This window comes from Kribbella sp. NPDC056861, assembly GCF_040687575.1.
In the GTDB taxonomy this organism is placed as follows: domain Bacteria; phylum Actinomycetota; class Actinomycetes; order Propionibacteriales; family Kribbellaceae; genus Kribbella.
The window spans coordinates 800,754-814,090 of record NZ_JBFBNQ010000004.1; the positions used below are offsets into that span (position 1 = coordinate 800,754).

Consider the following 13,337-nt stretch of genomic DNA (forward strand, 5'->3'; position numbering starts at 1 on the left):
TCCTTTAAATGATCGGGTTGTGGATGGTGACGAGCTTGCGGCCATCCGGGAAGGTCGCTTCCACCTGGACGTCTTCCAGCAGTTCAGCGACGCCGTCCATCACCTGCTCTCGGGTCAGCACCGTGCGGCCCTCGTTCATCAGGTCCGCGACCAGGGCACCCTCGCGGGCGCGTTCGATCACCCAGGTGCTGAGCAGGGCGACGGATTCGGGGTGGTTGAGCTGGACTCCCCGGGCCAGGCGGTCGCGGGCGACCATCCCGGCCACGGAGAGTAGCAGCTTCTCGATTTCGGAGGGAGTGAAGTTCACGCTTGTGCCGCCAGTACGTGGTCGGCGACCTTGTCGGTGCTGAGGCAGAGCGAGCACACGTACGCGTCGTGTGTTTCGCAAGCGGTCATGTCAGGCCGTTCGTAGTCCTGCCGACACACATGACAAGCCAGTACTTCGCCCGACGGGTTGCCGTGTTCGTCGTACATCGGCAGGTCGATCCCGTCGCTCGTACGGCGTAAGTAGTACTTCCCGCGCGTCGCGATCGCCAGCAGCGGTGGCAGGACGAGCGCCAGGACGATCGCCACCAACGGCGAGTACGGCTTGATCGCGGAGCCGAGACCGCCGAAGAACACCAGGATCGAGACGCCGGCGGCGACCGCCATCGACCCGAACCCGACCGGGTTCACGGCATAGAGCATGCCGCGACGGAACTCCGGCTGCTTCGGCGACAGCTTCAGCAGGTACTTGTTGAAGACGATGTCGGAGGCGACCACCACGATCCACGCCATCCCGCAGTTCGCGTAGAAGCCGAGGATGGTGTTGAGGAAGTCGAACATGTTGGCTTCCATCAGCACCAGGGCGATCACCAGGTTGAAGGCGACGAAGACGATCCGGCCGGGGTAGTGCTTGGTCAGCCGGGTGTAGGAGTTCGTCCAGGCGAGCGAACCGGAGTACGCGTTCGTCACGTTGATCTTCACCTGGCTGATCACCACCAGGACGACGGCCAGCGTCATCGCGAGCCAGCCGGGCAGGAAGCCGCGGTAGATCTCGAGGAACTGGTGCACCGGTTCGTTGGCGACCGAGGCGCCGTCGGTCAGGTTGGCGATCAGGTAGACGGCCAGGAACAGCCCGATCACCTGCTTGATCGCGCCGAAGATCACCCAACCCGGGCCGGCCAGCAGCAGATGGGTCCACCAGCGGCGTGAGTTCTCCGGCGTCTTCGGCGGCATGAAACGCAGGTAGTCGATCTGCTCCGCGATCTGCGCGATCAGCGACAGGCAGACTCCGGCGGCGAGCAGCATCGAGCCGACGTCGGTGGCGCCCTTGCCCTCCTCGCCCTGGTAGTCGAAGAACGACGACACCGAGTCCGGGTGCGAGACGACCAGGTAGACGAACGGCAGCACCATCAGCAGCAGCCACAGCGGCGTGGTCCACACCTGCAGCGTGGACAGTACTTTCATGCCGTAGATCACCAGCGGAAAGATGATCAGCGTCGAGACCGCGTACCCGAGCGCCAACGGGATGTGCAGACCCAGTTTCAGGCCTTGGGCCATGATCGAGCCCTCGAGCGCGAAGAAGATGAACGTGAAGGACGCGAAGATCACGTTCGTCACCACCGACCCGTAGTACCCGAAACCGCTGCCGCGGGTGATCAGGTCGAGGTCGATGTTGTACCGCGCGGCGTAGTACGCGAGGGGGAGTCCGGTCGCGAAGATGACGACGGCGAAGATCCCGATGCCCCACAGGGCGTTCGTGGTGCCGTAGGAGATGCCGATGTTCGCGCCGATGGCGAAGTCGGCCAGGTACGCGATCCCGCCGAGGGCGGAGACGGCGACGACGCCGGTCGACCATTTGCGGTAGGACCGCGGCGCGAACCGCAGCGTGTAGTCCTCGAGCGTTTCGCGGGTGGCGGTGGTGGGTTCCGACGGGGGTGCAGTGCGGTGGTCGAGCGAGGGTTCAACGGTCATGGCGAACTCCTGCGGCACCTTCGGGCGGGTAGGTGCAGGGGTCCGGCGACGCTGCCGGAACTGATGCACCCGAATGGAAGGAACCTAGGAACGCCGCGTTACGCAGGTGTTTCCGAATGGCTAAGGTCGTGTATTTCCATCTGGAAGCAACTAGAGCGAGCGCTGAAGTTGCCGCAGTCCGCCCGCGAGACCCTGCAGACGGTCGTCGCCGAGGTCGGCCGCGATGGTCGCCTCGATCCGCCGTTCCTCCGCGCGCAGACGCTCGGCGACCGTGGTGCCGACCGGGGACAGCGCGGTGACGACGCGACGCCGGTCGGTGGAGTGGATCCGGCGGATGACCAGACCGCGCTCGACCAGTTTGTCGACGTGCCGGGTGAGGCTCGCGTTCGGCAGTACCGCGTTCGCCGCGAGGCTGGACATCGGCAGGCCGGGCTCGTCCGACAGCGCCGACATCACCCGCCACTGCTCCAGCGACAGGTCGAACTGGGCCAGGATCGGCAGCAACTGTTGCTCGATCCGGCGTTCGGCCTGCTTCAGCAGCAGGAGCAGACTGGCGGTCATCAGCTCTCCCCGTGTCTCACGTTCTGGTGAATATAGCTCAGCACTCGGAGTACCGAGCAGGACTGAGCGAGACTGGTCCCGAGAGCGAGGAGGCAGGGCGTGCGCGAGCTGTTGTCGATCGCGTTCGTGGTGCCGTTGCAGGGGCCGACCGGCATCTACGGTCCGTCCTGCCTGGCCTGCGCCGAGCTGGCGGTCGAGCAACTCAACGCCGGCCGCGGTATCGCCGGCCGCCAGGTCGAGCTGGTCCAGGTCGACGCGGGCAGGCCGCCCGAGCTCGTGGCCGAGGAAGTCGGGCGACTTGTCGACAACGGCCGCGTCGACGCCGTCGCGGGCTGGCACATCTCTGCCGTTCGGGTCGCGATCACCCGGCGGATCGGCGGCCGGGTCGTCTATGCGTTCGCCGCGATGCACGAGGGCGGCGACGACACCCCCGGTGTCTTCATGCTCGGCGAGCGCCCGGTCAATCAGTTGCTCCCGGCAACACACTGGATGCGCCGGCAGCACGGCGTACGCCGCTGGTCCGTGGTCGGCAACGACTACGTCTACCCGCGGGTGACCGCCTCGACCACGATCAAAGCCTTGCATCACTCAGGATCCTCAGTGGTCCGGACCGATTTCGTTCCGCTCGGCACGGCGGACTTCAGCACTGTGATTCAAGACCTGAAACAAGCCGAGGTCGACGGCGTGATCATGCTGCTGATGGGCCAGGACGCCGTCCAATTCAACCGGCAGTTCGCCCGAGCCGGCCTCAGCGAGCGCCTCCTCCGGCTCAGCCCGGCCATCGAGGAGAACACGCTGCTGGCCGGCGGAGCCTCGGCAAACAAGGGTTTGTATGCCGCCGCCGCGTACTTCGACGGCCTCGCCACCACCGAGAGCGGCGACTTCGCCCGCGACTACTACGCCCACTTCGGCGCCTGGGCCCCGCCTCTCAACGCCATCGGCGAGTCCTGTTACGAAGCCGTTCGTTTCCTTGCCAGGCTGGGCGAGATGGCCGGTTCGGTCGCCGTCGACGCCGTCTCCGCCCTGCCGACCGGCCACTTCTACGACAGTCCCCGCGGTCTGCTGCGCCTCGACGGCAACCTGATCGACCAGGATGTCTACCTGGCTTCGGCAAACGGCCTCGAATTCACCGTCGAAGACCAGATCGCCAGAACGGGCTGAACCATCTACACAGCGTCAGATCTCCGCTACTGTCGATCGTCATGCTGCAAGCACTCGCCAACTTGCTCATCCCCGCGCCAGAGTTCGCCCTTCGCCGGAACAAGCTGCACGGTGACGAGATCATCCTGCACGGACAACCCTTCATCGAGGACGACGGTGAATGGCTCGAACGCAGTGTCGTAGAAGGGCTGCTGCGCGATCCCAGCGTCCAGCCGGTACTGATCGGCCGGTTCGAGGACCGTGGAATCGGCACCCATCGGTTCGACGGCCGCAGCCGGGTCTGGCGGCACTTCGTGCTGGCCAACTACATCCAGGACGACGGGTATCCGCCCGGTGGCGCCGACACCTGCCTGGTCGCCTACCGCTGGACCGCGCCGACCGGCAAAGCCCTGCTGGTCTTCGAACTCGACTGCTGAGCGGGAGAGAAGAACCGGTTCAGCCGAGGTAGCCGTCCGGGCGGATCAGGAACTCGTCACCGTCCTCCGCGTGGTAGTAGGCGAAGGCCTCGGGGGAGGTGTAGGCGCCGGGCTCCGGGGCGCGGGTGATGGTGACGGCGTGGGGGTGAGCGGTCGTAGTACTGGGGGTGAAGCGGAGCAGGGTGTCGTGGGGTCCGCGATAGAGCTCGAACAGCCGAGTTTTGTTGCCGTCGGCATCGAGTAGAGGTGAGTCGGGAGCGCGGTCGCCGGTGGTCAGTGCGGCGGTGGCGTCGGGGGAGCGGTAGCTGATGTCGAGCTGGCGGGTGTCCTCGCCGCGATCGAGTGCGGTTTCGTCGCCGTCGAGGTGCTTTTGCATCAGGTCTTCGCTGAGACCCAGCACGCGCGCCGCGTTCGTGCGCCGCTCGGACTCGTACGTCGCCAGCACCACTTCGCGCCCGTCGGCCAGCTTCCAGCCGAGGTTGTACGCATCCTGTACTCCGGTGTTGAGTCCCTGGCCGCCGGTCGGTGGGTGGACATGCGCCGCATCGCCTGCGAGGAAGACCCGGCCGACCCGGAACCGTTCGGCCAGCCGGATGTTCGGGCGCCAGACCGTCGACCAGGTCAGGTCGCGGAGCTTGGCGACGCCCTCGCCGGCGTACTTGTCGACCAGTCCCTGCAGAGTTTCAAGGCTTGGTTCAAGGTCGCGATCTCCGAGCGGCGCGCCGAACTGGAACTGGTCGCCGCCCGACAGCGGCGTCATCACGATGCCTTCCATCGGGTTGTCCGGACCGGCGAACCAGTACCCGTACTCGTGATCCAGCCCGTCGGCCGAGACATCGCCGAGCAGCATCCGGAACGAGTCGTCGGTGGTTCCCTCGAAGGCGATCCCGAGCTGCTTGCGGACCGCGCTCTTGCCGCCGTCGGCCCCGACGAGGTACTCCGCCTCGACCTTCTCGCCGGTGGAGAGTTCGGCGATCACGCGCTCGTCGTCCTGGCTGAAGCTGACCAGTGCGGTACTTAGTTCAACGCCTACACCGAAATCGGAGAGTCGGTTGCGAAGGATCGCTTCGGTCCGGGACTGACCGAGCATCTGGCCGTTCGGGTACGGCCGGTCGGGAGTCGGGTCGACCAGCTCGCCCATCCGCCGCTCACCGACGGGCTGCCCGCCGATCAGGATCTTCAGCAGCGGCGACGGGATGCCCTGAGTGAGCACCTGGTCGAGCACGCCGAGGTCCTCGAAGACCTCCAGGGTCCGCGGCTGGAGCCCGTCGCCGCGCGAGCCCTGGAAGAACTCGTCGGCCTTGTCGATCACCCGGACCGCGATGTCGCGGCGGGCCAGCTCGATGGCGAGGGTGAGACCGGTCGGCCCGGCGCCGGCAATCAGAACAGTCATGGTGGTTCCTCGTTTTGATGAATTGTGATTCACTGAATTTAGATTCACTATGAAGGTGACTAGGGTTCGATGTCAAGAAGGAGGTGTTCGGGTGACGACCACACGCAAGGAACAGGCGGCCGGGACCGAGGCGGCGCTGAAGCTGGCGGCGCGCGAGGTGTTCGCCGAGCGCGGCTACCTGAACACCAAGATCACCGACATCACGGCGGCGGCCGGTCGCGCGACGGGGTCCTTCTACAACCACTTCGCGGGCAAGGAAGAGCTGCTCGAGGCGCTACTGGTCGACATGCTCGCCGCGGCGGATGGCGCAGTACTGGCTGATCAGGCGCACGACGCCGACTTCAGCCGGATCGAGTCGGTGCGCTGGCACGTCACCGCGTTCTGGCGGTTCTACCAGTCGCATCTGCCGGAGATGATCGCCCTGAAGCAGGCGGCGATGGTCGACCCGGTGCTCGGGCAGCGGCTGCAGCGGATCATGGCGGACGACGACTCCCACATGATCACCCACCTGTCCTACCTGCCCTCACCGCAGCCGGACCCGCTGCTCCAGATCTCGGCGATGAACTCACTGCTCGAAGGCTTCGCCTACACCTGGCTGGTCGTCAACCCACCCGCCGGCCGCACCATCACCGACGAGGCGGCGATCGATCTCCTCACCAACCTCCTCCACCATGGATTGGCGGGCCGCTGATGAACGACCTTCCCCCGGTCACCACGCACGAGTGGACGCACCTGCCCGACGCCGACCACATCGCCGCGATCCGCGCCGACGCCGCCCGGTACTCGCGCGGCGGCCTCGCCCACCTCGTTTTGGAGGTCGTCGCCTACCCGGTCGACGAAGCAGAGTCCGGTACGACGAATCGCGTGCTGGTCACCCTGCACGGCGACGGCTCGATCTCGGTCGAGGACAACGGCCGCGGTACCAACGTCTTCTTCGACGAGACCGGCCGGCCGATGGTCAAACCGATCATGGCGACCCGAGACGTCCGGTTCTTCGACAACCCTGCAGCGGAGCAACTCCCCGACGGACTGCCGCGCACGGGTCTGTCGGTCGTTGCTGCCTTGAGCACTTGGCTGATCCACGAGAACCGCCGGCTCGACGGAGCGTGGACTCGCCGCTACAACCACGGCCTCCCCGAGAGCGAGCTGACCGAGGTCGACGCGGGGGCGCACACCGGTACGGTCGTGCACTTCCAGCCCGACCCCGAGGTCTTCGGCGGTCAGGTGTTGACCGTGGAAAAGCTGCGCCCGCTGCTGGAGAGATTCAGCACCGAAGCGCACATAGAACTCCGTACCTAGTCCTCCGGCGGTGGCGGTTCCTCGGCGCCTTCGGCCTCGTCGCGGGCTGCCCACTCCAGCAGGGTGTCCAGCGAGTACGGGTTGTCGTCGATGGCGGCGTGCAGGTCGCCCAGCTCGGCGAAGCGGGCCGGGACCGTCTCGATGGTGAACGCCTTCGGGTCGACGGTGTCGATCTCGTCCCAGTGGATCGGGGTCGAGACGGTGCCCTCGGGGTTGCCGCGGACGGAGTACGCGCTGGCGATCGTGTGGTCGCGGGCGTTCTGGTTGTAGTCGACGAAGAGCTTCTTCGGGTCGCGGTCCTTGCGCCACCAGGTGGTGGTGACGTCGTCGGGGGCGCGCCGCTCGACCTCCCGGGCGAAGGCGAGCGCGGCCCGGCGTACGTCGGAGAAGCCGTGCTCGGGCTTGATCCGGACGTAGATGTGGATGCCGGAGCCACCGGAAGTCTTCGGATAACCGGTCGCCCCCAGATCATCCAGTACTGCGTGCGCCACGTGCGCGACCGTGCGGACCCGGTCGAACGGGCAGTCCGGCATCGGGTCGAGGTCGATCCGCCACTCGTCGGGCTTCTCGGTGTCGGCGCGACGGGAGTTCCAGGGGTGGAACTCGACCGTCGACATCTGCACCGCCCAGGCAACGTGCGCGAGCTCGGTGACACACAGCTCGTCGGCGGTCCGGTTGTAGCGCGGGAACGTGACCTGGACGGTCTCCATCCAGTCCGGCGCGCCGTTCGGCAGGCGCTTCTGGTGAACCTTGTCGCCGGACACGCCGGACGGGAACCGGTGCAGCATGCACGGCCGCTCCCGCAGCGCGCGGACGATCCCGTCGCCGACGGACAGGTAGTAGTTCACCAGGTCGAGCTTCGTCTCCCCGCGGGCAGGGAAGTAGACGCGGTCCGGATTGGAGATCCGCACCGTGCGCTCGCCGACCTCCAACTCCACCGCGGGGGTCTTGCTCTTGGCTGCCTTGGACTCCGCCATACAGTCAACCTAACCGCCGCGACCGACAACAAACAGCATCATCGGCGCGATGGGTGTCGGGCGGCGCGAGCCGCTACCGCGAGAGTGAGTGGCCGTCTGGTACACCGGTCGAGCCGGGCACCCCGCATGATCATCGGTAAGAACATTCGATCCTGATCCTCCTAGAGAGTCCCAACATGGCGCAGCTCATCGTCGAGATCCACGTTCCGCTGGTCGACACCGGCGTGCGATCGCCCGACAATCCCGACTACGCCTATGGCTGGATCTTCGAGGTGGAGGAGTACCTCGCGAGCCACGAGGACGGCGGCGGGTTCGAGGTGTACGACGACGGCGAGGAGAGCGGCAACGCGTACCTGTTCTTCCTGACCGGCGCTGACGAGCGGACGCTGCTGTCGGTGGCCAGGGATGTGGCCCGGCGTCCGGGGATGCCGAAGGGCGCCTACGCGATCGTCACGGACGACGAGGCCGAGGAGACAGGCGTCGGCCAGCGGGCGCCGCTGTCGTAGTACTAGTGAAGCCGCCGCACCCGCCAAGTGGCAGGTGCGGCGTAGCGACGTCAGGCGAGGCGGGTCAGCCAGTTGTGGGTGTCCGGGGTGCGGCCGTGTTGCAGGTCGAGCAGGGACTTGCGCAGGGTGGCGGTGACCGGGCCCACGCCGTGGTTGGTGGTGTGGTCGCCGATGACCACCTCGCCGCCGTCCCAGGCCAGGCGACCGATGGGGGTGATCACTGCGGCGGTGCCGGAGGCGAAGACCTCGGTGATCTCGCCGGACCGTACGCCGTCCCGCCAGTCGTCGGCGGAGATGCGGCGCTCCTCCACCTCGTGGCCGAGGTCTGCGGCCAGCTCCAGCACCGAGGCGCGGGTGACGCCCTCCAGGATTGAGCCGGACAGCTCGGGAGTGGCGATGCGGCCGTCGGAGTACACGAAGAAGAGGTTCATGCTGCCGCTCTCCTCGATCCAGCGGCGCTCCACTGCATCCAGGTAGGCGACCTGGTCGCAGCCGTTGGCTACTGCCTCGGCGAGAGCCGCGAGACTGGCTGCATAGTTGCCGCCGCACTTGGCTGCTCCCGTGCCACCTGGGGTCGCGCGGATCGAAGTACTGGACAGCCAGATGGAGACCGGCTTGGGGCCGGTGTCGAAGTACGCGCCGGCAGGTGAGGCGATGACGCCGAACAGGACCTCGTGTGCCGGCCGCACGCTCAGCGCTGCCTCGGTGGCGATCATGTACGGCCGGAGGTACAGGCTGGTCTCGCCACTGCCCGCCGGCGGCACCCAGACCTCGTCCACAGTCACCAGTGCGCGCAGCGCCGCGACGAACGCGTCTGTCGGCACCTCTGGCAGTGCAAGCCGTTGGGCGCTGCGCTGGAACCGGGCCGCGTTGACCTCCGGCCGGAACGCCCAGACCGAGCCGTCCTCGTGCCGGTAGGCCTTCAGCCCTTCGAAGATCTCCTGCGCGTAGTGCAGCACCGCTGCCGCCGGACTGACCTTCAGCGGCGCGTAGGCCGTCACCTTCGAGTCATGCCAGCCGCGCTCGGTAGTCCATGAGGCGAGCACCATGTGGTCGGTGAAGGACTGGCCGAAGCCAGGCTTCGCCAGCACCGCGGCGCGGGCCTCAGCTGTCGCCGGGGCGGCGTGAAGCTCGACCGGGAAATCCCATGCGTCTGTCAATGTCGCTACCTGATTCTCACCTGTCACTTTGATCACGCTACCCCTGCTCCCGGCCGGAACCCGACCCACTGCTCACAGTGCGGTTGTCGAAGGGCCTGCGCCTCAGCAGCGCCTGGTAGTCCCACACGGCGGCCCGGCCCTGCTCATCACCCCGTACTGCGGCGAGCACGTGGCCGGCCGCGTCGTACAGGTGATGGGTGTGCCACTGGTCGGGCAGCTCCACCAGTACCCGCATTGCGACTGCCAGTCCGGCTGCGACGTCTCGATCCATCACCAGACAGTGCGCGAACACCAGCTCCAACTCGGCACGCTCGGCGGTCTCGGAGCGGCAAGAGGCCAGGGCCTGGTCGAGAGCCAGATAGGCGCCGAGAGTGTCGCCCAGAGCTGCGCACACTCGGCCCTCGACTGCATGGGTCTCGAAGTCCGCCCACTCGAAGGGGGAGTCGCTCACCGCCGAGCGACCGGACAGGTTGACCGTCACGGCCTGGAGCTCCCGCACGACCTGCCTCGCCTGGGCAGCCTCGCCCTGCGCAGCCAGCACTCGGGCACGTGCAGCGAGAGCGCACGCCACGTCGGCCGGCCGCTCAGCCAGCACCAGTGCGTCGTCTGCGAGCTCGAGAAGCCTGGGGAGGGGGCGGTGCTCGGCCAATCCGCTGGTCGCCTCCCAGCTGCGGGCCAGGCTGGCGATCCGGCGCTCAGCCGAGCCATCCGCGGTCGCACGAGCCGTGCGCCACCAGCGCTCGGCCGCACGGAGCCGACCGAGCTCGGCGAGCGTCAAGGCGATCAACACCGCCAGCTCGGCTGCCGGTACAGCCAGAGTGGCCGAACCGGCTGCGGCGCCGGTCCGCAACAACTGCAGGTCGGCGGTGAGCTCGGGCAGTCGCTCAGCCGGTGGAGTCTTGGCGAACTCGTGGGCATGACTGGTCGCCACCGCCCGCCACTCCGCCACCTCCCGCCCCGGCCCGAAAGACCCGGCCAGCTCGTGCCGAACCGCCTCCAGTGACTCCACCCCGGCGGCCGGTACTTCTGGTCTCGGGCCGGCGACCGTCGCTCCGTCGGGCGCAGCTGGTGGGCGGGTCTGCTGGTAGGCGGTCGACAACGCCGGGCTGGTGCCCAGCTCCCGGTCGCACAGGACGGCGAGATGGGCCGAGCCCGGGCGCCGGCCGCGCTCGACCTGGGACAGGTAGCTGTGGTCGTAGCCCACTCGGGTGGCAAGCTGCCGCAAGCTCAGGGCGGCTGCCTGCCGGGACCGCCTCAACTGCACGCCGAACGTCGGCTCGAACGCTGTCTCGGCCACAGGATCCTCCCCTGATCGAGCTGCCGGGCCGGCCGGCCCACTGGTCACGCCTGGTGGTTGCGGTGCGTAGCGAGAACATACAAGGCCCTACCGACAGAACCCGCCGCGGCGACGCCCGAAGCTCAACCCTGCAAGGGCTATAGGCGTCCTGCGAGCTGTGGTGGCTGTGGGCTGTTCGGGCAGCCCACAGCTCACACCTGGTGACCACACCCCCTCACCGGCCAGCCTTGGACCATGAACACCCCGCAGCCAGAGCCAAGGCTCTTCCACCTGGTCCGGCCGGCCTGCGCCGCTCCGGTCGCCGAGGGAGTCGAGTGGTCCGACCGCACGGTGACGCTGCGCTGGCGGGGGCAATGGCCGGCGACGTCGGTCTGGGAGGGTGGTGTCGCCGCGGTACTGGAGGTGCACGGCCGCAACGGCGCCACTGAGCTGCGCTGGCTCCCCGCGACACCACCATCACCCCGTACGCCGGCCGAGCCCGCTCCACCGGCCACCGGTACTCCGGCCGGGTCTGCTGCGCCGCCAGTCGCCGGTACTGCGACTGAGCCGCCTGCGTCGGTCGCCGGCGCCACGGATTGGCAAGCGCTCAGTGGGTTGCGGCTGGCAGCACCAGGGTTGGACGGGAGATGCGTCAGTTGCGGGCGCGTCTGGCCGTGCCTGAGTTGTGGGCCGTGACGACCGGCGACGGCGGGTTTCCCACAGCGGCGGGGATCCGACAGGGCGATGCCTTGACGGCGAGTTTTGAAAGCTCTCTACTTAATCCACCCTCACCGCTGGAGGTCCGCCCATGCGTTCACGGTGTTCTGCCGCCCTACTCGGCTTCCTGCTGGTCGTCGCCGGCCTGGTCGGGGTCACCCAGACCGCCCAGGCGGCCAACCTGCTGACCAACCCCGGGTTCGAGGCGGGGTCGCTGAGCGGCTGGAGCTGCTCCGGCGGTTCGGTGATCACCAGCCCGACGCACTCAGGTGGCTTCGCGCTCAACGGGGCAGTGTCGGGTTCCGACTTCGCCCAGTGCAGCCAGACGGTGGCGGTGCAGCCCAGTACGGCGTACACGCTGTCGGCCTGGGTGCGCGGGTCCTACGTCTACCTGGGCGTCACCGGCGGTGCCTCCACCTGGACGCCCTCGGCAGGTGGCTACACGCAGCTGACAGTCGCCTTCACGAGTGGTGCGAGCCAGACGTCGGCACAGATCTACCTGCACGGCTGGTACGGCCAACCGGCGTACCAGGCTGATGACGTCAACCTGGATGGCCCTGGCGGGACACCGCCGACCGGTGGAGCTCCCGGCGTACCGGGGACCCCATCAGTAACCGGTACTACGAACAGCGCGATCTCCCTCAGCTGGCCGGCCTCCACCGGCACAGTCACGGGCTACCGCGTCTACGAGGGCTCCAGCGTGGCCAAGACAGTCACCGGCACCTCCACCACTATCGACGGACTAGGCGCCTGTACGAGTCGCAGCTACACAGTCGCGGCGTACAACAGCAACGGTGAGTCGGCCAAGAGCGCAGCAACCTCCGGTACTACGTCAGGCTGCACCAGCACAGGTCTGCCGAAGCACGCCCTGATCGGCTACAACCACGCGAGCTTCGCCAACGGCTCGGGGTACGTCCGGATGGCCGACATCCCGGCCGCCTGGAACATCATCAACCTCTCCTTCGGCGAGCCGACCTCGGTGACGTCCGGCGACATCCGCTTCAACCGCTGCCCGGTCGCCGAGTGCCCGAACGTGGAGAGTGACGCCGAGTTCCTGGCCGCGATCAAGGCGAAGCAGGCCCAGGGCAAGAAGGTGCTGATCTCGATCGGCGGCCAGAACGGCCAGGTCCAGCTCGCCAGCACGGCGGCCCGGGACGCGTTCGTGAGCTCGATCAGCGCGATCATCGACCGCTGGGGCCTCGACGGCCTGGACATCGACTTCGAGGGTCACTCGCTCTACCTCAACCCCAACGACACCGACTTCCGCAACCCGACGACGCCGGTGATCGTGAACCTGATCAGCGCGGTGAAGACGCTGAAGGCGAAGTACGGGGCGAAGTTCGTGCTGACGATGGCGCCGGAGACCTTCTTCGTCCAGATCGGCTACCAGTTCTACGGCCCGGGCACGAACGGCGGCGACAACCGGCGCGGTTCGTACCTGCCGGTGATCCACGCGCTCCGCGACACCCTCACCGTGCTGCACGTCCAGGACTACAACTCGGGTCCCGTGATGGGGCTCGACAACCAGTACCACACGATGGGCGGCGCCGATTTCCACATCGCGATGACCGACATGATCAAGGCCGGCTTCCCGGTCGGGACCACCGGCCAGACCTTCCCCGGGCTCCGCGAGGACCAGATCGCCTTCGGGGTCCCGGCGGCCACCAGCGCAGGTAACGGCTACACCGCCCCGGCAGCCGTCCACCAGGCGCTCGACTGTCTGGTGAAGGGCCAGAACTGCGGCGGCTACACACTGCGCGGCGGCGCTTCGCCGGCGTTCCGCGGCTTGATGACCTGGTCGATCAACTGGGACAAGTACTACAACTGGGAGTTCCAGAACGCCCACGCGCCGTACCTCGCAGCCCTCCCCTAGTAAGCCTGTGGATGAACAGCGCCCGGAATTCTCCGGGCGCTG

The 13,337-nt window shown here is 67.5% G+C and carries 14 protein-coding genes; 7 read left to right on the top strand and 7 right to left on the bottom strand.

The window, feature by feature from the left end:
- Positions 1 to 4: 4 nt before the first annotated feature.
- The 3 genes from AB0P21_RS23335 to AB0P21_RS23345 all read right to left on the bottom strand — a co-directional run bounded on the left by AB0P21_RS23335 (position 5) and on the right by AB0P21_RS23345 (position 2,517).
- Positions 5 to 307: an urease subunit gamma gene (locus tag AB0P21_RS23335; protein ID WP_363699243.1), complete on the bottom strand. Its 303-nt coding sequence runs from the start codon at positions 305 to 307 to the stop codon at positions 5 to 7.
- Entirely contained in the window at positions 304 to 1,956 is a 1,653-nt protein-coding gene (locus AB0P21_RS23340; RefSeq protein ID WP_363699244.1) for a hypothetical protein, read from the bottom strand. The genes AB0P21_RS23335 and AB0P21_RS23340 overlap by 4 nt, the downstream gene beginning before the upstream one ends.
- A 150-nt stretch (positions 1,957 to 2,106) precedes the next feature.
- A complete protein-coding gene (locus AB0P21_RS23345; protein WP_363699245.1) occupies positions 2,107 to 2,517 on the bottom strand; it encodes a MarR family transcriptional regulator in 411 nt (136 codons plus the stop codon).
- Between the two features lie 99 nt (positions 2,518 to 2,616).
- Here AB0P21_RS23345 and AB0P21_RS23350 point away from each other — a divergent pair, with 99 nt between their 5' ends.
- Both AB0P21_RS23350 and AB0P21_RS23355 read left to right on the top strand, forming a co-directional pair.
- Positions 2,617 to 3,678 (top strand): substrate-binding domain-containing protein, encoded by a 1,062-nt coding sequence (locus AB0P21_RS23350; RefSeq protein ID WP_363699246.1) that lies wholly within the window; start codon positions 2,617 to 2,619, stop codon positions 3,676 to 3,678.
- 41 nt (positions 3,679 to 3,719) lie between these two features.
- On the top strand, positions 3,720 to 4,094 hold the full coding sequence (locus tag AB0P21_RS23355; RefSeq protein WP_363699247.1) for a hypothetical protein: 375 nt from the start codon (positions 3,720 to 3,722) through the stop codon (positions 4,092 to 4,094).
- A 19-nt stretch (positions 4,095 to 4,113) separates the two neighbouring features.
- On the opposite strand, the gene AB0P21_RS23360 is transcribed toward AB0P21_RS23355, so the two are convergent.
- Complete coding sequence (locus tag AB0P21_RS23360; RefSeq protein WP_363699248.1) at positions 4,114 to 5,487, bottom strand: FAD-dependent monooxygenase; 1,374 nt, start codon at positions 5,485 to 5,487, stop codon at positions 4,114 to 4,116.
- A 91-nt stretch (positions 5,488 to 5,578) separates the two neighbouring features.
- Between AB0P21_RS23360 and AB0P21_RS23365 the strand changes: the two genes are divergently transcribed.
- Both AB0P21_RS23365 and AB0P21_RS23370 read left to right on the top strand, forming a co-directional pair.
- Positions 5,579 to 6,178: a TetR/AcrR family transcriptional regulator gene (locus AB0P21_RS23365; RefSeq protein WP_363699249.1), complete on the top strand. Its 600-nt coding sequence runs from the start codon at positions 5,579 to 5,581 to the stop codon at positions 6,176 to 6,178.
- On the top strand, positions 6,178 to 6,786 hold the full coding sequence (locus AB0P21_RS23370) for a hypothetical protein (RefSeq protein ID WP_363699250.1): 609 nt from the start codon (positions 6,178 to 6,180) through the stop codon (positions 6,784 to 6,786). Before AB0P21_RS23365 ends, AB0P21_RS23370 begins: the two co-directional genes overlap by 1 nt.
- Here AB0P21_RS23370 and ligD read toward each other — a convergent pair.
- Complete coding sequence (gene ligD, locus AB0P21_RS23375) at positions 6,783 to 7,763, bottom strand: non-homologous end-joining DNA ligase (protein ID WP_363699251.1); 981 nt, start codon at positions 7,761 to 7,763, stop codon at positions 6,783 to 6,785. The two genes, AB0P21_RS23370 and ligD, sit on opposite strands and share 4 nt — an antisense overlap.
- A gap of 176 nt (positions 7,764 to 7,939) precedes the next feature.
- Here ligD and AB0P21_RS23380 point away from each other — a divergent pair, with 176 nt between their 5' ends.
- Entirely contained in the window at positions 7,940 to 8,269 is a 330-nt protein-coding gene (locus tag AB0P21_RS23380; RefSeq protein ID WP_363699252.1) for a hypothetical protein, read from the top strand.
- A 50-nt stretch (positions 8,270 to 8,319) separates the two neighbouring features.
- On the opposite strand, the gene AB0P21_RS23385 is transcribed toward AB0P21_RS23380, so the two are convergent.
- Both AB0P21_RS23385 and AB0P21_RS23390 read right to left on the bottom strand, forming a co-directional pair.
- Positions 8,320 to 9,429: a branched-chain amino acid aminotransferase gene (locus AB0P21_RS23385; RefSeq protein WP_363699253.1), complete on the bottom strand. Its 1,110-nt coding sequence runs from the start codon at positions 9,427 to 9,429 to the stop codon at positions 8,320 to 8,322.
- 37 nt (positions 9,430 to 9,466) lie between these two features.
- A complete protein-coding gene (locus AB0P21_RS23390) occupies positions 9,467 to 10,726 on the bottom strand; it encodes a helix-turn-helix transcriptional regulator (RefSeq protein WP_363699254.1) in 1,260 nt (419 codons plus the stop codon).
- 234 nt (positions 10,727 to 10,960) lie between these two features.
- Between AB0P21_RS23390 and AB0P21_RS23395 the strand changes: the two genes are divergently transcribed.
- Positions 10,961 to 11,401, top strand: a complete 441-nt coding sequence (locus AB0P21_RS23395; RefSeq protein ID WP_363699255.1) for a hypothetical protein — start codon at positions 10,961 to 10,963, stop codon at positions 11,399 to 11,401.
- Positions 11,402 to 11,513: 112 nt separating this feature from the next.
- Positions 11,514 to 13,295, top strand: a complete 1,782-nt coding sequence (locus AB0P21_RS23400) for a glycoside hydrolase family 18 protein (protein ID WP_363699256.1) — start codon at positions 11,514 to 11,516, stop codon at positions 13,293 to 13,295.
- Positions 13,296 to 13,337 lie beyond the last annotated feature (42 nt).

Coding starts and splice junctions, on each gene's coding strand:
- AB0P21_RS23340 (WP_363699244.1), bottom strand. CDS start 1,956: ATGACCGTTGAACCCTCGCTCGACCACCGCACTGCACCCCCGTCGGAA.
- AB0P21_RS23345 (WP_363699245.1), bottom strand. CDS start 2,517: ATGACCGCCAGTCTGCTCCTGCTGCTGAAGCAGGCCGAACGCCGGATC.
- AB0P21_RS23355 (WP_363699247.1), top strand. CDS start 3,720: ATGCTGCAAGCACTCGCCAACTTGCTCATCCCCGCGCCAGAGTTCGCC.
- AB0P21_RS23360 (WP_363699248.1), bottom strand. CDS start 5,487: ATGACTGTTCTGATTGCCGGCGCCGGGCCGACCGGTCTCACCCTCGCC.
- AB0P21_RS23370 (WP_363699250.1), top strand. CDS start 6,178: ATGAACGACCTTCCCCCGGTCACCACGCACGAGTGGACGCACCTGCCC.
- ligD (WP_363699251.1), bottom strand. CDS start 7,763: ATGGCGGAGTCCAAGGCAGCCAAGAGCAAGACCCCCGCGGTGGAGTTG.
- AB0P21_RS23380 (WP_363699252.1), top strand. CDS start 7,940: ATGGCGCAGCTCATCGTCGAGATCCACGTTCCGCTGGTCGACACCGGC.
- AB0P21_RS23395 (WP_363699255.1), top strand. CDS start 10,961: ATGAACACCCCGCAGCCAGAGCCAAGGCTCTTCCACCTGGTCCGGCCG.
- AB0P21_RS23400 (WP_363699256.1), top strand. CDS start 11,514: ATGCGTTCACGGTGTTCTGCCGCCCTACTCGGCTTCCTGCTGGTCGTC.